At 30.2% G+C, this 22,417-nt stretch carries 16 protein-coding genes and 1 pseudogene; 13 read left to right on the plus strand and 4 right to left on the minus strand.

Going from position 1 to position 22,417, the window contains the following annotated elements; all coding sequences use genetic code 11:
• Nucleotides 1–141: 141 nt before the first annotated feature.
• A complete protein-coding gene (locus Ccar_RS24240; protein WP_007063605.1) occupies nt 142–2,313 on the minus strand; it encodes a cell wall-binding repeat-containing protein in 2,172 nt (723 codons plus the stop codon).
• Nucleotides 2,314–2,939: 626 nt separating this feature from the next.
• On the opposite strand from Ccar_RS24240, the gene Ccar_RS24245 reads away from it, so the two are divergent.
• The 3 genes from Ccar_RS24245 (at nt 2,940) to Ccar_RS27745 (ending at nt 4,983) form a co-directional block, all read left to right on the plus strand.
• Nucleotides 2,940–3,746 (plus strand): arylamine N-acetyltransferase family protein, encoded by an 807-nt coding sequence (locus Ccar_RS24245; protein WP_007063604.1) that lies wholly within the window; start codon nt 2,940–2,942, stop codon nt 3,744–3,746.
• Between the two features lie 114 nt (nt 3,747–3,860).
• Nucleotides 3,861–4,340, plus strand: coding sequence for a transposase (locus Ccar_RS24250; protein ID WP_007063603.1), 480 nt, complete (start codon nt 3,861–3,863; stop codon nt 4,338–4,340).
• Nucleotides 4,341–4,536: 196 nt separating this feature from the next.
• Complete coding sequence (locus Ccar_RS27745) at nt 4,537–4,983, plus strand: transposase (protein ID WP_423230854.1); 447 nt, start codon at nt 4,537–4,539, stop codon at nt 4,981–4,983.
• Nucleotides 4,984–5,090: 107 nt separating this feature from the next.
• Here the strand turns inward: Ccar_RS27745 and Ccar_RS24255 are convergent, their stop codons facing one another.
• Together Ccar_RS24255 and Ccar_RS26570 are read right to left on the minus strand one after the other, a co-directional pair.
• The gene (locus Ccar_RS24255) at nt 5,091–5,828 is read right to left on the minus strand and encodes a helix-turn-helix domain-containing protein (protein ID WP_048030464.1); all 738 of its coding nucleotides are present in this window, start codon (nt 5,826–5,828) and stop codon (nt 5,091–5,093) included.
• Between the two features lie 349 nt (nt 5,829–6,177).
• A pseudogene (locus Ccar_RS26570) lies at nt 6,178–6,285 on the minus strand (linear amide C-N hydrolase); the annotation flags it as partial.
• A 151-nt stretch (nt 6,286–6,436) separates the two neighbouring features.
• On the opposite strand from Ccar_RS26570, the gene Ccar_RS24260 reads away from it, so the two are divergent.
• Nucleotides 6,437–8,455 (plus strand): Na+/H+ antiporter, encoded by a 2,019-nt coding sequence (locus tag Ccar_RS24260; protein WP_007063957.1) that lies wholly within the window; start codon nt 6,437–6,439, stop codon nt 8,453–8,455.
• A 122-nt stretch (nt 8,456–8,577) separates the two neighbouring features.
• Here the strand turns inward: Ccar_RS24260 and Ccar_RS24265 are convergent, their stop codons facing one another.
• The gene (locus Ccar_RS24265; RefSeq protein WP_007063956.1) at nt 8,578–8,886 is read right to left on the minus strand and encodes a helix-turn-helix domain-containing protein; all 309 of its coding nucleotides are present in this window, start codon (nt 8,884–8,886) and stop codon (nt 8,578–8,580) included.
• 456 nt (nt 8,887–9,342) lie between these two features.
• On the opposite strand from Ccar_RS24265, the gene Ccar_RS27520 reads away from it, so the two are divergent.
• From Ccar_RS27520 to Ccar_RS24305, 9 genes are all read left to right on the plus strand, one after another.
• A complete protein-coding gene (locus tag Ccar_RS27520) occupies nt 9,343–9,555 on the plus strand; it encodes a hypothetical protein (RefSeq protein ID WP_237737368.1) in 213 nt (70 codons plus the stop codon).
• A gap of 269 nt (nt 9,556–9,824) precedes the next feature.
• On the plus strand, nt 9,825–10,805 hold the full coding sequence (locus tag Ccar_RS24275; protein WP_007063954.1) for a hypothetical protein: 981 nt from the start codon (nt 9,825–9,827) through the stop codon (nt 10,803–10,805).
• Nucleotides 10,792–12,792, plus strand: coding sequence for a RecQ family ATP-dependent DNA helicase (locus Ccar_RS24280; protein WP_007063953.1), 2,001 nt, complete (start codon nt 10,792–10,794; stop codon nt 12,790–12,792). Before Ccar_RS24275 ends, Ccar_RS24280 begins: the two co-directional genes overlap by 14 nt.
• Nucleotides 12,793–13,307: 515 nt before the next feature.
• On the plus strand, nt 13,308–15,197 hold the full coding sequence (locus Ccar_RS24285; RefSeq protein ID WP_048030466.1) for a leucine-rich repeat domain-containing protein: 1,890 nt from the start codon (nt 13,308–13,310) through the stop codon (nt 15,195–15,197).
• A 277-nt stretch (nt 15,198–15,474) separates the two neighbouring features.
• Nucleotides 15,475–16,050 (plus strand): restriction endonuclease subunit S, encoded by a 576-nt coding sequence (locus tag Ccar_RS24290; protein WP_007061580.1) that lies wholly within the window; start codon nt 15,475–15,477, stop codon nt 16,048–16,050.
• The gene (locus tag Ccar_RS24295; protein WP_007061579.1) at nt 16,047–19,256 is read left to right on the plus strand and encodes a type I restriction endonuclease subunit R; all 3,210 of its coding nucleotides are present in this window, start codon (nt 16,047–16,049) and stop codon (nt 19,254–19,256) included. The genes Ccar_RS24290 and Ccar_RS24295 overlap by 4 nt, the downstream gene beginning before the upstream one ends.
• A 40-nt stretch (nt 19,257–19,296) precedes the next feature.
• Nucleotides 19,297–19,437: a hypothetical protein gene (locus tag Ccar_RS26940; RefSeq protein WP_007065068.1), complete on the plus strand. Its 141-nt coding sequence runs from the start codon at nt 19,297–19,299 to the stop codon at nt 19,435–19,437.
• Nucleotides 19,438–19,514: 77 nt separating this feature from the next.
• The gene (locus Ccar_RS24300; RefSeq protein ID WP_007061578.1) at nt 19,515–20,723 is read left to right on the plus strand and encodes a restriction endonuclease subunit S; all 1,209 of its coding nucleotides are present in this window, start codon (nt 19,515–19,517) and stop codon (nt 20,721–20,723) included.
• Between the two features lie 33 nt (nt 20,724–20,756).
• A complete protein-coding gene (locus Ccar_RS24305; RefSeq protein WP_007065067.1) occupies nt 20,757–22,346 on the plus strand; it encodes a type I restriction-modification system subunit M in 1,590 nt (529 codons plus the stop codon).
• Nucleotides 22,347–22,417 lie beyond the last annotated feature (71 nt).

The following is a 22,417-nucleotide window of genomic DNA, read 5'->3' on the forward strand; positions in this document are numbered from 1 at the left end:
TTCTACAGTCTAATTGATAGGGAGCAGTTAATTTTATGTTGGAACAAGCTCTTTCTAATTTATTTTTTTATATTAAATTCAAATACCTTAAACGTATCCATTGATATTGTTCTTTTAAACGTCTTTAATTTTGAATTAAACTTAACGTCCATTCAATATGGACTCGCTTCCATCTGGTACTTCTGAAGTACCCCCAATGTAATAAACTCCATTGATTGTTTTGTTTATACTTAATAAGTGGTCTTTGTATGATTTTGGTATACTTCCTCCTGAGAAGTATACTCCTATTCCATACTTAGCTGCTAATGCTGGAAGTGCTAAGTTGTTAGTTGTACTATCCTTACCACAGAATAATGCCGTTCTAACCTTGTATGACTCCCCATTGTATGCTAGCTGACCTTTAAGTGCGTAATTTATTTCTATATTAGTCCCAGATGCTCCTTTCTTAACTGTGCTAGGAATACTGAAAGTTGACAACCCAAAGTTATTTGTAAACTGAATTAATTTATGGTTTATTGCATCTACTTCAGCTTGTGTTGTATTACTACCTACAGTATCAATGGTACTTTTATACCTTAGCTCTGGACTCTCATCAAAAAATACTTGATAAAAGTCTTTTTGTTTTGAGTTCCAACTGCTCTCCAATGGCTTTAATACTGCTGATACATCCTTGAACTCCTCCACTGTAGATGTATTAGCCTTTAAAATGAATACTGGGTTAATGTATGTTTTGTCATCTCCACCAAAAGTACGTGGATTATGGAATTTAACACAAGATGCTACTGTTGCTCCTTGTGCCCAGTCATCCTCATTTACAACCATTGGTTTTGGTCCGAATAACTCTTTTGGTATTGCCTTTAACATCATTCTATTTGTCTCTATTGCATCATTACCGCTGTATCTTGTTACACTGTAGCCTGATGCTTTTAGCTGACTCTCTACTGAAGATGAAATCATTCCAGTTCCTCCTGCTAAATAAACATTCTTTATGTTTAATTTAGCTAGTTGAGTCGCTGTTTGGCTGTTTAGGCTGCCTTGTTCTGTAATTAATACAGGTGCATTTAAATATACACTTAGTGACAAACAACCTATTGCACTGGCTTTGTCATTTTCTGCAATGATGATTGCATTTTTAACAGTTGCATCTGCTGTAAATGAGTTTGTAACATCTATAGGCTTTATATGATAAGCCCCTACAGTGTTGTCTTTGTCACCAACTCTGTATGAACCAATGTTACCATTCTTAACAAACTCATCACTTAGCTTTACTGCCATATCAATTTGATTTGATGCCTCTATTCTTGTCTTATGATACTTAGCCTTTAGTGCATCTATCTTACCCTCTGGCATTACCCCTGTTCCACCTAAGACTGTTAGCTTACTTGCTTCAGTTGCGTCTAAGTATTCCTTTTGTCTTGCATTATCTCCACCAACTAAAACGATTGGTGCATTATTCTTAGCTGCTAATGAACTTCCTGCTAAGGCGTCTGGAAAATTCTCTCCTGATGCTATTACTGCATTAGGTGTAAACAAGTTGAAATACTTTGCTATTGCTAATGAAGTGTCGTATCTGTCTTGTCCATATAATCTTACTACCTTGTCTGATGAAACCCCTGCGGCAGCTATTGCTTTTTGCACTACGCCCTCTGGTACTACTGCTGGTCCACCTGCTACAAATATTTGACTTGGTTTTATAGCTTGAAGCTGGTCAATAGCTGCTTGTGGTAAAGCGCCTTGTGAACATAAGATTATAGGATAGCCTTTTATTGCTGCTATACCACTTGCTGATAGTGCATCAGGGAAATTGTCTGATGACGCAATAAACACTGGTGTGCCTGCTGCTACTCCTATTTCATTATTGATTGCCTTAAATGTTTCATCTTTATTAGCTCCTGCTAATCTCTTTATGTTGCTAAATCCCATACCTCTTATTGCATTCTCTACATTTGAAGAAACAGAAGAGGTTGTACCTAACACATAAACTGTGCCATTGGATGATAAGTGTGACTTAATATAATCTAATGCACTTTGACTATCTCTTGATGTTTGATTTACTAATAAGATTGGTGCTTTGCACTTTGATGCTAATGCACTACCAGTTAATGCCTCAGGGAAATCATTTGCTGTAGATACTACAACTGCATTTAACTGCCCACTATTGTAATCACTTGCTATTTTAACAGCTGTTTCAATTCTTGTTTGTCCGCCTAATCTGCTGGATGTGTAATTGTTTTCTTTAGCATATACATTAATACTGCCTGCCTCTAATAGAACTGCCATAGCTGTCAATATAATCAATTTCTTCTTTTGCATATAAGTGTCCCCCTCTTAATATGTGTTTGTTATAATCCTAATTATGTGCTGGTAGTAATTGTAGTACTCCCCAAAATCCTATTATCACAAATTTCTAGTGTTCATAGTAGTTAACTCCTTTCAGCTTGTTTATTTATAGTAACCTAGATAGCTAGGCTGCTGTACTTTTTAGTTTGATAATTCTGAATTTGAATCGTGAAATACACTGACACCATATTGAACTTACATATGACTTATATGGGCATTAGGTGCATATGAACTGGATGATTGTGCTTTTACACTTATCACCTTTTAATAGATTTATTTACTATATATTCCGTAATATAATAATATTTTAACTTATCTTGTTAATACCTGCAATATTTTTAGAGGACAATTGACAGAGGACAATGAAGGTAAGTTTTTTATGTGCGAAAGTTGAGTTATAACATTTGTATCAATTTTATATTAGAGTTTATTTACTTAAAACAATAGGATATAATTAAAAAGTATGAATAAAAACCATTTAAGAAACTATGTAAATAAGAATAGCAAAACAATTTGTTAACTACCCCCGAGGGTAGTTGCGAAGCCTGAAAGGTTGAGCTTGCTAATGGCTTCAACTTAATTAAATGGGGGGAATAATCGTGTCAAAGAAATTATTCAATATTAGTTCTTATTTTGAGAGAATAAAATATGAAGGTGGAAGAGATGTTTCCTATGAAACTCTTTGTAATTTACATATGGCCCACATGATGAACATACCTTTTGAAAATTTAAATGTTTATTACAAAAAGCCAGTTTTGCTCGATATGGAATCTTTATATAATAAAATTGTAGAAAATAAAAGAGGAGGATATTGTTTTGAAATGAATGGTTTTTTCTCCTTTATACTTAAGGAGCTGGGCTTTAAAGTAACAGACCTATTGGCAAGAGTGGCAGTGGATGGGAAATTTTATTCTGCAAAGACGCATCAAGTGTTAATGGTAGAAATTCATGACAAAAGATGGTTGGTGGATGTCGGTTTTGGAAGGGATGGTATCATTATACCTTTATTATTAGCAGAAGGAATAGAGCAGCAGCAGTTTGGACGTACATTTCGATTGCTTAAAGACCCTAAATTCGGCTATGTGTTGCAAAACAAGGTAGAGGATGAATATAATAATATATATGCTTTCACACTGGAGGAATGTTACCCTTTAGATTATGTTATGTCTAGCCATTTTACCTCTACTTTTCATGATTCATGGTTTACAAAAATGAGATTTTGTACAATGCCAACAAAGGAAGGAAGAATTACATTAACGGATGAGTGTTTTAAAGCAGTTGAAAATGGACAAGTTTCTGAAAGAAATATATCCAATGAGGCTGAGTTTAATGAACTGCTTAAAAAATACTTTGGGATTGATTTGGAAGTAATTAAAGAAGATGAAACTATAGATGATAGGAAATAACTGGCAATATTGGAGGTTCATCTCTCAAGTACCCCAGCAGGTTGTGCAAAAATCCAACCTTAATGTTATAATTTTGTATATCAGTACAAATTTTCCATAAAGGAGATTAATCTAATGAATTATATTTGCGGTGATGACAGAGAACAAATAAGAGTAGAGTCAATTGAAGATTATGTAGAAAAAGATAATGAAATAAGAGTAATTGATAAAATAGTTGACTATATGAATCTTAAAAGTATGGGGTTCATCACTGGAAATAACGAAGCTGTTGGAAGACCTAAATTTGATCCAAAAGATCTTTTAAAGTTATATATTTATGGTTATTTTAATGGTATAAGATCATCACGTAAATTGTCAAAGCAATGTGTTATTAATAAAGAAGTAATTTGGCTAACTAAAGGACTTCAACCTAAGTATAGAGTTATTGCTGATTTTAGAAAAAATCATGTTGAATATTTAGAAAAAGTTTTTAAGTGCTTTGTTAGCTATTGTATTGAATTAGGACTATATGGCAAGGAACTTATTGTCGTAGATGGAACAAAACTTGAAGCTTCGGCGTCAAAGAGAAAACACTACAGCAGAAACAAGTTGTGAAAAATGAAAGAAGTTGCAGAATGTTAAATCAATAGAAACACTAGCAGATAAAGGTTATTTTGATACAGAAGATTTTAAGGAATGTGAAGAAAAAGGTATTATAGTCTAGGTTTCTAGACCACGATATTCTAATAGTATTGGTGATTCAAGATATTTTAGTGATAAATTTAAATATTTAAAAGATGAAAACGCATATATCTGTTCAGATGGACAAAGACTATCATGTATATCAAAGAAGATAGATGTTAAACAGAAAAAATATTGTAATTTTGAGGTCTGTTCTAGCTGCAAAAATAAAAGTAAATGTACAACTTCATCTAAAGGTAGAACAATAACACGTACTAAAGCTGATGATATTGCTGAAATTGTTAATAGTAGAGTTAAAGAAAATCAAGCTAAATATATGCAGCGTCAAATGATAGTAGAACATCCCTTCGGAACAATAAAAAGGTCAATAAATTTTTACTACTTACTTCTGAGAGGTTTTAGAAAAGTAAGAGGTGAAGTTAGTATTGCTTTTTTTACATATAATTTAAAAAGAGTAATTAAGATTTTAGGAGTTAAAAAGTTCATAGAGAATCTTATAGCATGTATTTACTTTTTTATATTTAGAAAATATAAATTAATCACTATAGCATCTTAAAAATCAAAATTGCTATAGTGATTATATTTTTAAGAAATTGAATTTATGCACAACCTGCCAGGGGTGGTTGCGAAAACTGAAAGGTTGAGCTTGCTAAAAATAGCGCATTATTTATACATATTTAAAATCTCCTCCAGCTTACATTCCATTTCTACCTTATACTGATTATCTTCATTACTCCAAGGTATATTTCTAGACTTTTGCAAATTTATCAAAGTCCTCAATAATTCTTTATTTATATTTTCTATTCTATCAAATTCTTTACTTAATTCTTTTTCTAAAAATCTTGAATCAACTTGTCCATCATCTACAGCTCTAATAAGTTTATAAATATATTCTCTATTAGCCTTTATACTTACTTCTGGCTCAATTAATGATTTTTGAATTGATGATTCTTCAAGATTGTCTGTAACTTTTTCTATATTATTAATATCTATCCCATATAAATTAGTAAGTTGATTCATTTTTTCTCTGTATTCAATTATACATTTTTTTACATGTTCTTGGCTCATTTTACCAAGGCTTCTTATTGCATAAATATCTTCTTCACTTAATGCTAAAAGCTTATCTATACTTTTAATATTTTTATAAACTAAAGCCTTAATACTTCTAGTATCAAACTTTAATAGCTTACATAAATCATATAACTTTGTTTCTTCATTTATTTTATTTTTAGCTTTTAAAGTTTCCATCTCATTGCAGTAAGCCTCAAATTTTTTATGCTTTTTAATTATGCGACTAATTGTTGAATAATATATATTATATTCTTTAGCTAATTCTCGACATGTTTTACCTTCCTTAGCTTTATGTACAATTTCTAAATTTCGTGTATAAAGATTAGGCATATTAATCCTCCAGCTGCTTCAGTTAAATTTTCATAGTTTTATCTATAACATCCTTGTCGAAACATTTTTTAGTAATTTTTTATATATTATCTATCTAAATTACATCTATGTAAAATTTACACCATTTTGCTTGTTCTTTGCAAGTCAATTTGCAATTTCCACGTCTTATGCAATGTAAATCAGGATTCTTGATATATATGCCATAAATATTATGGGTATAATTCCAATAATGTAAAAAAATCACACATCATATCAGATATAGTTGAAATTCCAAAGTAGCAAAACAAATTATTAATAATTTGTTAACACCTCCCCAGGGGTCGCTGTGAAGCCTTGGCTGAGCTTGCTAATGTTTAGGTACAATATAAAGCTTTGGATCAATATTATAAGAAAAATCCATGGTTCTGCCAAAAAAAATTTCAAATTGTTTTGATTGTAGCGTTATTGCTGTGCACATGTTAATTCTTTGCCTCTTATAATTTATTAAATAACCAGCAAGTACATTTTTGATAAAATATACCAATTAAATAGGAAAATTAAATATTATGTTATAATTACAACATAATATTTAGATCTAATAATCAAGTTACATAAGAAGAGGGGGTAATATGTTTACATATATTTTAATACTATTAATATGTATTTTATGCTCAAATATAATAAGTAGGTTTATACCATTCTTATCAGTGCCCATCATACAAATTGCAATGGGAGCATTAATTTCAATAATATATTCTGAATTCAAAATTCAGCTTGATCCACATACATTCTTAGTAATGTTCATTGCTCCGCTTCTTTTCTGCGATGGGAAAAAAGCAGATAAAAGGTCATTATGGAAACAAAAGAAAAATATACTTTTGATGGCATTAGCTTTAGTTGCTGTAACAGTAATATTAGTTGGATTACTTATAAATCAGTTAATACCAGCTATTTCATTACCAGCAGCATTTGCACTTGCAGCAGCTTTATCACCAACGGATTATGTTGCCGTAAGTGGACTTTCAAAAAAGATTTCGCTTCCAAAGAGGATAATACATCTTATAGAAGGTGAAGGTCTTATGAATGATGCATCAGGACTTGTATGTTTTAAATTTGCATTAGCAGCAGCAGTAACTGGAACATTTTCATTGTTTAATGCAACTACTAATTTTTTAATGGTGTCTATTGGAGGAATTATTGCTGGACTAGTTTTAGAACACATTCTAATTAACTTTGAACGATGGATAAAAAATCTTGGAATGGAAGACTCTACAGTTGAAATTTTACTTCAAATTCTAACTCCATATATAATATATATTATATCGGAAGAAGTATTTAAAGTTTCAGGTATATTAGCTGTTGTTGTGGCTGGAATGGTATTTTCATTATCATCTAAAAGATTAAGAACCAAAAATGCAAAATTAAATGCAGTATCATCCAATACATGGTCTGTTATAGTATATATTCTAAATGGATTTATATTTATAATAGTTGGATTACAATTACCTAATATAATTAAAACTGCGTTTAAAGAAACTTCAATAAATAACATGATGGCTATTATAGATGTTTTATTAATAACATTGGCTTTACTTGTAATTAGATTTTTGTGGGTTATATTTATGTATAAATTTGGGGGAGAGAAATGTGATGTGAAAGAAGATAAGTTTAAGTTTCATGCTGCCCTTTTAACTTCACTTTCAGGAGTAAGAGGAGGAGTTACATTAGCTACAGTTCTTTCAATTCCTTTAATATTGGATAATGGAGAAGAGTTTCCACAAAGAACAATTATTTTATTTTTGGCTGTTGGAGTAATTTTAGCTACTCTTCTTATTGCAACTTTTATATTGCCTATATTTGCTAAAAAAGATAAAACTGAAGACATAAATTGGTCCGAAGCCTTGAATAAAGCACAAATAAAGGTTTGGATTGATACTATAAATAAATTAAAATTAGAAATTGATAACAAAAAATATATTCATTTTACCATAAATGAATATAGGTATCGTATTAATCAATTAAAACATGGAAATTCTTATTATAAGAACTGGAATAGAAGTAGCAAAGAATATAAGAAGTGGATGATCTTATGCTATAAAAAGGAAATTGAAAATACTAAAAAATTATTAAAGGAAGAAAAAATAGAGGAGTCAACTGCACATGCTTATGAAAAAGAAGTTAGAAATAAAATAAAATTAATATCATCTGTAGAAGGCTTTTCACTATTAGTAAAAGAAACATTGGAAAGAATCTCTCTATATATACTTAATATAAGGAGAATTAGGGATATATTAAGAGAAATGCAAAACAAAAAGAAAAGTAAGCAGCATTTAAGGGATATAGCACTCAAAGAACTTCATTCCACTAATGCTGAATACATAATAGAATATGCTAAATCTAATATTACATCTGAAAATGAAGAAACGCTTAAGGAAATAATTTTATATTATCAAGGGGTATATTTGATATCAAATAGGCTTAGATTAGCAAAAATAAATAAATATGAAAAGAAAAAAGCTGATATTAAGGCAATGCAATTAGAAAGGAATGTTATACAATCGTTATTTGAAAATGGAGAGATTAGTTGGAATATAGCATCTGTACTCAGAAAAAATTTAAATTATATTGAAAGTGATTTATTAAGATAAAGCTATTAAAGTAGTTACTTACTTTATAGTGATTTTATAAAATGATGTCAAAGATACTTTTATATGTGATTATAATCCTTGTACATACTAAATTAAGGTATTGCAATATAAGTTGTAATGCCTTAATCTTTTGTATAAAAGCAATTTAAGTAGTTTATACTTTTAATATTTTTATAAACTAAAGCATTAATACTTCTAGTATCAAACTTTAATAGCTTAGATAAATCATATAACTTCGTTTCTTCATTTATTTTATTTTTAGCTTTTAAAGTTTCCATCTCATTGCAATAAGCCTCAAATTCTTTATGCTTTTTAATTATGCGAGTAATTGTTGAATAATATATATTATATTCTTTAGCTAATTCTGCACATGTTTTACCTTCCTTAGCTTTATGTACAATTTCTAAATTTCGTGTATAAAGATTAGGCATATTAATCCTCCAGCTACTTCAGTTAAATTTTTCATAGTTTTATCTATAACATCCCTGTCAAAACATTTTTGGTAATTTTTAATACATTCTCTATCTAAATTATTATATCTATGTAAAATTTACACCATTTTGCTTCTTCTTTGCAAGTCAATTTACAATTTCCACGCCTTATGCAATATAAATTAGGATTCTTATATTTGCTTTTAAGATTAACTTTTAGCAAACAAAAAAACTTCCAGTTTTTGTAACGAATCTAGGGGGGGCTGCGAAAGTCCATCTGGAAGGAAAACATGGCATTCCACAAATGAAAATCTTAAAAGAAAAGTTTGGATGTGTAGCAATAGGTATAAAGTAAAAGGAGAGAAAGGCTTCCAAAATAAACATATTGATGATAGGGTTTTATACCAGACTTTTATAAATACCTTCAATGTTATTATTGAAAATAAGGATTATTTTATGGAGAAGTGGAAGGACGGACTAAAGAATGAGGATGTTTTAGTAAGGTATAAGTCAAATCAGTTTATAAAAATTATTGAAAAAGCAGAAGCAATAAAGAAATTTGATGTGAATTTATTTTTGAAGCTAATTGAGAAGCTGACTGTGTTTGAAGGAGAAAAGATTATTGTAAGCTTGCTTGATGGAACGGAGATAGAAGTTGTAATTGAATAAATTATTAATATGCCGGTTGGGGTGAAGTTCACTTTGATTTGTTCTTTTAAGTTGAATTGAATGATATGGCAGATAATGCTATAATTTGTTTCGAATAATATTAAAAATTAATACTTAGTTTTGATATTTAATTAGTAAGAATCATGGCAATGAATACGTGCCATATTGGAAGATGTTTATTAAGCTTATGAAGAAATATATAGATAAAAATATAAGTTAAAATGGAATGAAACTTATTTTACAAAATCTTTAAGAGTGGGGGAAGATATATGTATTATCCAAATAACATTGAGGATATATGCTACGATGAAAATCATATCCAACAAGTACTAGCTGAAATTAAAGCTAATTTTAATGATTACTTTGAAAAGTTTATTGAAACAGAAGCTGGTATTAAAATCACAGAGGATACTTTCAGTGAAATTACAAATGAATTAGGGGCTACTAATATTAGAATAACAAAAAGAAAAGTTGATAAATCGAAGGTTCTTAAAAGTATCATTAAAGCAAGTATTAATGCTTTTGAGAAAGATAGAGATAAGTATCTGGAGATTCTAGATGATGAATACCTAGAAGAATATGAAGATGATCCTTCAAATTTTAAAAATACTGTATTAAAGAATGAATGTCCAATTATCAGACTCACATTACAAAATAAAAAAGCAAAAGAGTTAGATAAATATAGGACTAATTTTAGATTATCTAATCCTAACGAATTGCTTGAAGTAATTAGTAATCTAACAACCTTTGCTAATGAATACTTAGATGATATATACGATGAAGAAGAATATGAGGAATTAACTTCATTAGAAGAATTAGGTTTATCGCCATTAGATGAAGAAGAATATATAGTATATGGGGTTATTGGTGGAGGAATAAAAAGTCACTTGCTCTACAAATTTAACCCATCAGTATTCCCTAATCGGGGAAGAGAGGCAATATGGGCATTTTGGTATTTAACTAATAAGAAGACATTTAACTGTGCTGAGGATTCAGAATTTCTAAATATAAACATAGATAAAAGTACAACTCAGCAGAACTTCTTTTATCCCTATGACTTATTTTCCTTTTATGCTTACAATATTTATTTACTTCTAAAAAAGGAAGCCAAAAGATGTGGTGTGTACATTGACACAAATTATCGCTATGTAATTGTTGATGATTTTTTATCATTTGTTGCACAAGAACATGGAGAAGAGATTGACTTTCTTAAAAGTCAAGTAAAGGAGGAAAGTCATGGGTATTATTAATGTAGATGGTTTATTCAATAAATATTTTCCTAATCTTGCAAATGAATTCTTATTAAAAGGGTGCTCATTAAAGGACTTTCAGAAATCTGTAGTTACTAATGTATTAGAAGGAAATAATACTTTATGCATCATGCCAACAGGTGGAGGTAAGTCATTGATATATTGGCTTTCTGGACTATCTTTACAAGGAATCACTATTGTAATCTCACCATTAATTGCCCTAATTGATGAACAAACTGAAAAGATTAGAGAACAAGGATATGAGGTTTTAACCATACATGGAGAAATAAGTGCTAATAAGCAAGTAAATATATTAAAGAAGTTCAGCAATGGGGAAGTGAATCCTGATTTTATTTTTGTTAGTCCAGAAAGAATTTCAACAGACGGATTTTTTGAGTATTGTATTAGATTAAGAAAAGATGAGATAAAATTAATAGCTATTGACGAAGTGCATTGTGTTAGTCAATGGGGATTTAGTTTTCGTCCTTTTTATAAGAGGATACCTGAGTTTTTAGATTCAGTATATAAACATTCGGAATCAGTTCCTATTACATTAGGATTAACTGCAACATTAAATTCTAAAGAAATAACAGATATATGTAATGACTTTAGAATAGACAAAGATAATGTAATAAAGGATGATGCATTGATTAGATCTGAAATAGCACTAAAGGTTTTGAAATTTGAAAATGAAAAAGAAAAAGAAGATAAGTTTTGGGAACTTTTAAATATACATAAAAATGAAAAAATCTTGGTTTATTTATATAGAAAATATCACCAAAGAGGAGTAGAAAATTTAACTAAAGATGCTCTTGAAAGAGGTTTTAAAGCAACTGGATTCCATGGCGATATGTCTTCAAAAGACAGACAAGAGATAATAAATAGGTATAAGAATAACGATATAGATGTTATTTTTGCAACTAATGCTTTTGGTATGGGAATAGATATACCAGATATAAAAGTTGTAATTCATTTTATGATACCTGAATCTGTAGAACAATATTATCAAGAAATTGGTAGAGGAGCACGTGATATACCTGCTGCCAATGCATATGTACTTTATACTAATAAAAATATTCAAGTAAAGAAGACCCACTTTATTGATAGGTCATTTCCCAATATAGAAGAGTTGAAAGAATGCTATAATAAAATTACAAGTAATAAAATTGGTTTAAAGACATTACAATATTTTGAAGATGAAACGATACAAAAATGTCTTCCATATTTCTTAGATAATGATTTATTATCTATCAGATGTAAGGGAGTTTCAAACCTAAAAATGCTCTCAGATATTAAATTACAAGAATTAGAAGATATATTTAATGCTACTAAAACCAAGGGGATTATAACTACTATAAAGAAAACTGGATTAGATCCTCAATATATTACTAATCTTATTTACTTAGCAGTATTACAAGAAAAAGTTACGTTACAGAAAGGTTTTCCTAAATGTTTAATAGTTGAAAGTAAATGTAAGAATATATCGGATGAAAAGGCTGAACAATTAAAGGAATATATAGAAGAGAAAAAGCAATATAAACATAAGTTGCTAGACTATTTTGTGTACCTACTAGATGAAGATAATTCATCAATACAGTTACATCAAGAAATTGGGAAATATCTAGGTGTACCAAAATTTAAATTAGGTCGTATATATTCTACATTAAAAGGTGATAAGGTAAGATCAAAATCAGAAGTTATTATTGCAAATTTATTATATGAGAATGGAATAGAATATGAATATGAAAAGAAACTTTTCTATCGAAGTGGTAAAATTGTACCTGATTTTACTATAACTTTATCAAACGGAAGAGAGAAGTACTGGGAACATTTAGGTATGATAGGCACAGAAAAGTACGATAAAAGATGGACCCAAAAGCTAAAAATATATCAAGAAAATTTTCCGGATCAATTGGAGGTTACTTATGAAGGAGCAACAATAAGTGATTCGGCGAAACGATTAATTGAACAACTTAAAAGAATATAATCAAACAACTCCTTGACAAATAGATTATTCAGAGTATTTAGTAAACAAAAAAACTTCCAATTTTTGTAACGACCCCAGGGGTGGTTGCGAAACCTAAAAGGTTGAGCTTGCTAATTAAAAAAGTCATCTAATTCAATTTGCAAGCTTTTTTTTACAAAATTTAGTATGAATAATATTATGTTAGTGAATTTCAATTTGCTTCCTCCCATTCGTGTGAAGTAAGTTTCTTTAAGCCTAAATTTATATAAAAACTTTATATCAGTTATAACATGATTTGATGTTTTAATTCCTTCTTTAAAATCATAGTTTCTAAATATTTATTATTTATTTTTCCATTTTATTCAAGCTTAGGTTTATGACATTGGCCCCATGGGTGGTTGTGAAACCTGAAAGGTTGAGCTTGCTTATAGATATTTATTAAGTATTTATTGAACTAATTAGTGAATCTAAGAATAAATTTAAGTAATTATATAAATTTTATGAGTATTATAGTAAAATATGCATGAGGTGCTAGTATGGAGATAACTATAGAATTTTTAGAAAGTTTATATAAATTAGATAAAAAATCTCAGAAATTGACTTTGAAAAAATACATAAATAATGAATATGAGCTAAATCGAAATGGGGCTAGATTACATCAGTTAGATGAGAAATGTAAAAATAGAAATCTGTGGAGTTTGTCATTAAGCAAGGATTTAAGATTAATATTATATAAAAATAATAATGAATATATTCCTGTATATGTAGGGTGTCATGAAGATGCATATGATTGGTCAAACAGAAAAGATGCTAACTGGATATCAGAAAAGAAAATTTTTATGAATAAAGAGAGCGCATTGATTCAAATAGAAGATAGTGAAAGAATTGCCATTGAAAAAGACAATTCAAAAAAATCCATACTGGAAAAACAAGGTATTACTATTAAGGATATAGAAAGACTAGGATTAAACCATGACCAAGAAGTCAAAATTTTAACTATTAAAGACGAAGAAGAGTTTTTAGATTATATTCTTAAATTTGATTCTTGCATTAGTGATGTATTGTTAAGTTTAGCAAATGGTAAGGAGTTCAACCATCTAAATGATATCGATATTAATCAACAAAAAATTAATGATTATAAAAAAAATAGTGAGATTTCTGATAATAACGATACAGAAATTAGTAAGTTATTAAAAGAGATTCTAGATCTTAAAAGTGAATTTAATCAATTTAAAGAAAGCCAATTAAAGAACAAGAAAAACACTAATAACAATATAATTGTAGAAGAAAATGAACGTAGAACTGAAATTATTCAATTTAAAGATAGAACATTAGAGAGAATTGTAAGAGAAGAGATAAAGAAGAAAGAAGGAAATATATATAGAGGTGATGTAGAAAACATTACAAAATTATGTCATTCTGGATATGGAGATAACATTATACATAATATAGAAGGCATTGAGTACCTTAATAATTTAAGATACTTATGCTTAGAATGTAATAAGATAAGTGAAATAGAACCGTTAACTAAATTAATAAAATTAGAAAAGTTGTTTTTAAGTGAAAATGAAATTGAAAACATTGATTGTCTAAGCGAGTTAGTAAAAATCAAAGATTTAGATTTAGGATTTAATAATATAGAAGATATAAGTTCATTGAGTTATTTGAATAATATAGAAGAATTAGGTCTTACAAGTAATAGGATAAAAGATATTAGTGCATTAGAAAAATTAATAAAAATAAAGGGTCTATATTTATCAGGAAATGAAATATGTGACATCAATGTTTTAAAACAAATGCCATTGATAGAGAGTCTAGGATTGGATGATAATAAAATAGATGATATTACAGTTATACGAAACTTAAAGAATTTAAAGGATATAGGTATATCAAACAATGATATTAAGAATTATTCGCCTATAGAAGAATTTAATGATAAATTAAAATTGCAATGTTTATATGATAAACTTATTATTTTTATTGATCCTCAATTAGATAAAGCTATTAGAAAAACCCTAGATGAAGAATTTGGAATAATTCCATTTGATAATTATAAAAAAGTTGAAATATTAGTTGCAGAAGGCGAAAATATTAATAACTTAGAAGGAATTCAATTTCTTACAAATCTAAAAGTATTAAAATTGCGAAACAACAATATTAAAAATATACATAGATTAAGGTATTTAGAAAAATTAGAAATATTAGATTTAACTGATAATAATATTTCTGATATTACTCCTCTAGAGAATCTAAAAAAATTGAGAAAGCTAGGGTTAAGAAAGAATAATATAAACAATTTTAGTACTTTAAATAAATTGATCAACTTAGAATTGCTATATTTATCAGAAAATTATAGTAAGAATTACGAGAGTCTAACAGATATTTTTGCAAATTTAATAAATAAGGACTTTAAAATTAAGAACTAATAATACATCAAAGTTAAAAAATAAACAAAGCATAAGTGAAAAAATAACAATAAGGGTAAGAAAAGTTAATATCAACAAAATAAACAGAGTCAAGTATATTAGCCACTTTCAACTTTTATAACATATTCATGAACATGGAGTATGTAGTAGATGTTTATTGCAACTATTAAAAGTGTAATTTTTTAAAATTACACTTTTTGATGCTTGCGATAAAATTCCTTTTATGATATGATTACATCGTGGTAAATAAAGTAATTTTAGAAAGGCACAATATTTTATGGAAAAGTTAAATGAATTAGTTGAATTAGTAAGTGGATCGCCCCAGTTTAGAATTACTGAAGTGTTTGATGAGAAAACACCACTTTTTACTTATTATAGTCAAACAGATTTAACAGATGATTTGGTGGGTATTATTTCAAAGAATGTGGACAATAAACAAGTCAGAACTAATGATAAAGTAAATACCTTATGCCATGGTGATGTGGTGTTTAGTTTAATCACAGGAATTGCAACCATAGTAAGAAAAGAGCACGAGGGATATCTTTATACACAAAACTATGTTAAGTTATTACCTAGCAATAACATTGATTCAAAGTTTTTGGTTTATATCATTAATGAAAACAAAACAATCAAGAAACAGTTTGTGCTTGGACTGCAAGGTTCGCAAGTTTTAAAATATACTCTAAAGCAACTTAAAGAGCTTGAAATACCGAAAATACCTTCCATAGATAAGCAAAAAATTATAGGACAAGTCTATTTTAATCAGTTAAGGCTGCAAGCCCTTAGAAATAGAGCAGCAGAACTTGAAACAAAAATCAGATTGTCCAAGTTAGAGGAGGCAAGTGAGAAATGAATGAAGAGCAATTTGAAACTGAGTTAATACAATATATTACCAGTGGAACCATAACTAAACCTGAACACCTAGAAGGAATCAGCGACTTTATGGTTAGTGAAAAATCTGCTGATTATGTTGTAAAAACAAAGTTGTGGAAGTATGAACCAAAAATTAAAACTACAGAAAAGCTTTGGGATAACTTTAAAGAGATTCTTGAGAGGCACAATCAAAATACACTTGATCATCCACTAAGTACTGTGGAATTTAATCAAGTTAAAAAGATTATATCTGATATTCAAACCCCATATGAAGCTGGACAATTTTTATATGGACTTAATGGAGTATCCCAAATCGAAATTGATTTAGATGATGGTCGTCACGTGTTTTTAACGGTTTTTGATCAAAAACAAATTGGTGCTGGAGATACAGTATATCAAGTAGTTAATCAAATTGAACGCCCTGCAGTTATAACAGGGAAACAAAATCGTCGTTTTGATACAACACTTCTTATTAATGGTTTACCTATCATACAAATTGAAGAAAAACGTGATACACATGATGTCAATGAAGCACTAAATCAAATGCATCAATATTCCGAAGAAAACCAATATCGTGATATTTTTTCCACTCTACAAATATTGGTGGCAATTACACCAAATAACGTGAAGTATATGGCGAATACTACGCCGGATAAGTTCAATAAAGATTTTGCTTTTAACTGGCAGCGTAAAAGTGATAATACCATTGTGCGTAATTGGAAAGAGTTTGCTGATTCAATGTTAAGTATTCCAATGGCACATCAGATGGCTACTAATTATATGATTTTGGATGGCACAAAAAATAATCAAATGTTAAAGGTAATGCGTCCATATCAAGTATATGCTACTCAGAATGTAATTGAAAGTTTAAAACGAGTTGATTTTGAACTGGGCACAAATAAAGTAGGTTATATTTGGCATACCACTGGTTCTGGTAAAACTATAACTAGTTTCAAAACAGCTTGGCTTGCAAGCCGTATGCCGAAAATTGATAAAGTTGTCTTCGTTGTAGATAGAATTGCTTTAACAAAGCAAACAAATGAAAAATATAATGCATATGATCCAGATGCAAGTGAAGATGTGATTGGTAGTGTTGAAAATACTAATAATACTACTGACTTGAGTCGGAAACTAAAAAGTAAGGATAATAATATCATTGTTACTTCTGTTCAAAAGCTTGATACCTTAGTGAAACGCAAATCTTTTAAAGCACCTGATAAAAATATTGTATTTATCGTGGATGAGGCACACCGTTCAACTGGTAGTGAAAATTTTGAAAAGATACAAAAAGCTTTTAAGAATTCTGCTTGGGTTGGTTATACAGGAACACCAATGTTTGATGAAACAACTAATGGCTTACGGACTGAAGATATTTTTGGACCATTGTTACACGCTTATACCATTCGTGAAGCAATAGCAGATAGAAATGTTTTAGGCTTTAAAGTTGATTTTGAAACAACAATTGATGAAGAGCAAATGAAATCAAAATATCTACCAAATTTCTATAGAGAACGTTATCCAAAGTGGTCTGAAGAGAAAATTATAGAAAAGATCAATAATTTGAGTCGAGAGGATATGGATGATGCAGTTGAACCAAGTTTTTATGATGAAAATCTAGATCATATCAAGTTGGTAGTTGAAGATATTTTCAAGAACTGGCGAAATCGTTCAAACGAAGGTAAGTATAATGCACTTTTTACCACTCATGTTGGTGGTGGAAAAGCTAGTACTCCAATGGCAATGATGTATTTTAATGAATTTAGGCGGGTAAATGATGAAAATAAGAAGAATGGTGGACAAACATTAAAAGTGGCAGTTACGTTTAGCCAAAACTCATCTAATAATGATAGTATGCTTGACACTAATCAAGGCTTACATGATGCCATTAAAGCATATAACAAAGAATTTGGTACAAGCTTTGGCATGGATGATGTAGCTGGATATACACAAGATGTTACTAGTCGTTTGGACAAAACTGCTAAAGACAAGAAGTTCTTAGATATTGTGATTGTAATAGATCAACTTTTGACTGGATTTGATGCACCAGAACTTAATACCCTTTATGTAGATAGAACACTTAAAGGGGCTGGACTTATTCAAGCCTATTCAAGGACAAATCGTATTGCTGATATGCAAGAAAAACCTTGGGGGCGTATTGTAAATTATCGTTGGCCTGCTCAAAATGAGAAGCTGATGAATCAAGCCCTTGCAATTTATGCTAATAAGGATTCCGCAATTTTATCAGAAGATGAGCAACGTAATTCTAACCAAAAGGATGGTATTATAGCTAAACCTTTTGAAGATATATTTAATGAAGTTAAGGAAGTTGTTGAGAAATTAGGTAGCTTAACTAATGAGTTTCAACAATTACCACCTTCTGAGAAGCAAAAAGAATATATGCTTGATTTGCTGCGTGATTATAATGTTGGTATGGCTAAATTAAAACAATATTCACCTGAAGAAGTTGATGGAAATGCAATAGGTTTCAATTACGAAAATCCTGATGAGTTAGTTGAAAAATTAGGGATGACAAGTGAAGAGGAAATCAGGCTTACTACAGTTTTAACCAATGAGCTTAAACAACATATATCAAAAGAAAAGAAAATTCCTTTTTATCAAATTGAGTTAAGAATGACTCATGTTAAGGATGTGAAAATAGATTATGATTATTTAACTGAATTGGTGGAACAATTATTAAACCAGGTGCATGAGGGAAAGAGTAAGGAAGCTCAAGTTACGAAAGAGAAAATTAATCAATTTGCCAATGGGTTGGAAGACAGAAATTATGCTGCGAAGATTATGAATGCAGCAATTGCCATTATCAAAGGACATTTTCCGCCAGAAGGTTCTAATCTTAAATATCCAGTAAAATTGAGAAATAGTGAACAAATTATTCAAGCGGCTAACAATGTCAGCCTTGATAGAATGTTCTTAGATTTTCGAGTGAAGTGGGGAATTACAGATATTATCACAAGTGTAGAGATGCGTGAATTATTTAGTCGTCATAAATATGGCCTACAAGATTTAGATGATACTGGTCAAATTCGAGATATAATTGCAAAAGCAAGCGTGGATTATAAGACGTTAGCACATGACGAAGAGATACAAGCTTTGTCTAAAATCAAGTATCGTAATGGTTTGCGTGAAGCCATTTATGAATTGGCTGATGGGTTAGTAGAAAGCTAAGAATGGTGAATTAAATGCACAGAAAGTGGTTGTTTCCATTTTGAAAAATACCACTAATCACGGCTCTATAGGAGGTTTAGCGGTAAGTATTGACGAATTTTTGAAATTCAATCGTTATGAAATCTTAAAAGGTCAGGAATGTATTACTAATAACACTGCTAAAGAAAAGGCAATAGAATGATATAAAGAGTTTAATAAAAATCAAAAAATAATTTCTGATTTTTATAATGAAATCGGAAAAGATTAAAGGAGATAGAAATGGAAAAAAACAAAAATAAACCAAAGCTAAGATTTCCAGGATTTACTGGCCCTTGGGAACAGCGTAAGCTTGGTGATGTGGTTCCAATTACTATGGGACAATCGCCTGACGGTAGCACATATTCAGATACTCCGAGTGACTATATCCTCGTTCAAGGAAATGCAGATTTGAAAAACGGTTGGGTTACTCCAAGAGTTTGGACGTCCCAGGTTACAAAAAAAGCTGAGGCAGGAGATTTGATAATGAGTGTACGTGCTCCAGCTGGTGAAATAGGAAAAACGGCTTATAATGCGGTTATCGGACGTGGCGTTGCGGCAATAAAAGGTAACGAATTTATATTTCAGAGTCTCGTCAAAATGAATGGGGAAGGATATTGGAAAAAACTCTCTTGTGGTTCGACCTTTGAATCCTTAAACTCAGACAATATTAAAAATGCTAAAATAATGATTCCAAATCTAGATGAGCAGGCTCAAATAGGAGTCTTTTTCAAGAACCTAGACAACCTTATCACCCTTCATCAGCGTAAGTTAATTGACTTGCAAGATAAGAAGAAAAGTTTGTTGCAAAAAATGTTCCCGAAAAATGGTGAAGATTTTCCAGAACTTCGTTTTCCAGGATTTACTGACCCTTGGGAACAGCGTAAGTTGGAAGATATTGCAGATGTCATTGATCCGCATCCAAGTCACCGAGCACCTGAAGTAAAAACTGTAGGAATCCCATTTATAGGTATTGGAGATGTAGATGAAGTTGGAAATATTAATTATGGTACAGCAAGAATAGTTGATGAAAAAATCTATGATGAGCATCATAAAAGATATGATTTAGCAAACACCTCTATTGGAATTGGAAGAGTTGCATCTCTTGGAAAAGTTATAAGATTACGTAATGATATTGGAAAATATGCTGTTTCGCCAACTATGTCAATAATTCAGTTTCATAGTGATATTGAAATAAATTATGTATATTCATGTATGAACACCCCTTTATTTCAACAACAATTTACATCTCAAAGTAATGGCTCTACAAGACAATCTGTAGGAATTCAAGATTTAAGAAAATTAATTTTAAATATACCACTAGATATAGGTGAACAAAAACTAATTGGTGATTTATTTTGGCAGATAGACCACCTTATCACCCTTCATCAGCGTAAGTTAAATCACTTACAAGAACAAAAGAAAGCATTACTACAACAGATGTTTGTGTAAAATAATTTAAAAAGAGAAAGGAAATAAAAAACAATGAGTAATAATCTGCAAACAATTACAAGTAAACTTTGGGCCATGGCAAATGAACTGCGTGGCACAATGGATGCGTCAGAGTATAAAAATTATATATTGGCATTTATGTTTTATCGATATCTTTCAGAACATCAAGAAAAGTATTTGGTGGGAAACAATGTTATTGATGTTGAAAAGGGAGAATCTATCAATGATGCTTACCTAAAACAAGCGGTAGGTGCAGATTTAGATGACTATTTACAAGATATTTCATTAAGTTTAGGGTATGCAATTGCGCCAAATGATACATGGGAGTCTTTGATTAATAAAATTAATGATGCACAAGTTATTCCTAGTGACTATCAAACTATTTTTGATAACTTTAATAAAAATGCGGAATTAAATAAAGAAGCAGTGAAAGATTTTCGCGGTATATTCAACGATATTAACTTGGGAGATTCACGCCTTGGAAGTTCTACAAATGAACGTGCAAAATCACTTAACAATATAGTTAAGTTAGTTGATGGAATTGAATACAAGGGAGATGATGGAAAAGATATTCTAGGTGAAATCTATGAATATTTAATCGGTCAATTTGCTGCAAGTGCTGGTAAAAAAGGTGGAGAATTCTATACACCCCATCAAGTAAGTAAGATTTTAGCTAAAGTAGTTACGAGCGGTGTAGAAAAATCAGATGAATTTTTCAACTTATATGACCCCACAATGGGCTCAGGCTCCTTGCTACTTACTGTTGGACAAGAATTGCCTAAGGGTACTCCTATGAAGTATTTTGGTCAAGAGTTGAATACAACAACTTATAACTTGGCTCGTATGAACTTAATGATGCATGATGTATCTTATAACAATATGGTATTAAATAACGCTGATACTTTGGAAAGCGATTGGCCAGATGGACCAGATGGGAAAGGGATTGACCATCCACGAAGCTTTGATGCAGTAGTTGCAAATCCACCATATTCTGCAAAATGGGATAATGATGAAACAAAATTAAAGGATCCACGTTTTAGCGATTATGGAAAATTAGCACCAGCTTCAAAAGCGGATTATGCTTTTATATTGCACAGTATATATCATTTAAACAACACTGGCACAATGGCTATTGTTTTGCCTCACGGTGTGTTATTTCGTGGTGCAGCAGAAGGTAAAATTCGTCAAACTCTCATTGAAAAAAATTATCTTGACACGGTGATTGGTTTGCCAGCTAACTTATTCTATGGAACAAGTATTCCAACAACAATTTTAGTATTTAAGAAGAATCGTAAAACCAAAGATATATTATTCATTGATGCAAGTAATGATTTTGAAAAGGGTAAGAATCAAAATAACTTAAATGATGAAAATATAGATAAAATCATCAATACATTTAAAGAACGTAAAGATGTTGATAAATATGCTCATGTGGCATCAATCGAGGAAATCAAGGAAAATGAGTTTAACTTGAATATTCCACGTTATGTTGATACTTTTGAAGAAGAAGCTCCAATTGATTTGGAAGAAGTAAATAAGCAGTTAGAACAAGATAATAAGGAAATTGCAGAACTTGAAGCAGAGATTAATGAACAATTGAAGATTTTAGGTGTAAAAATTTAGATTTTTGGTAGTGGGAAAGTGAGAAATTCACTTTCCCGCATTTGCTTGGGAACAGTAGCAACAAATAAAAT

Origin of the sequence: Clostridium carboxidivorans P7, from assembly GCF_001038625.1 — a bacterium.
GTDB lineage: Bacteria > Bacillota > Clostridia > Clostridiales > Clostridiaceae > Clostridium_AM > Clostridium_AM carboxidivorans.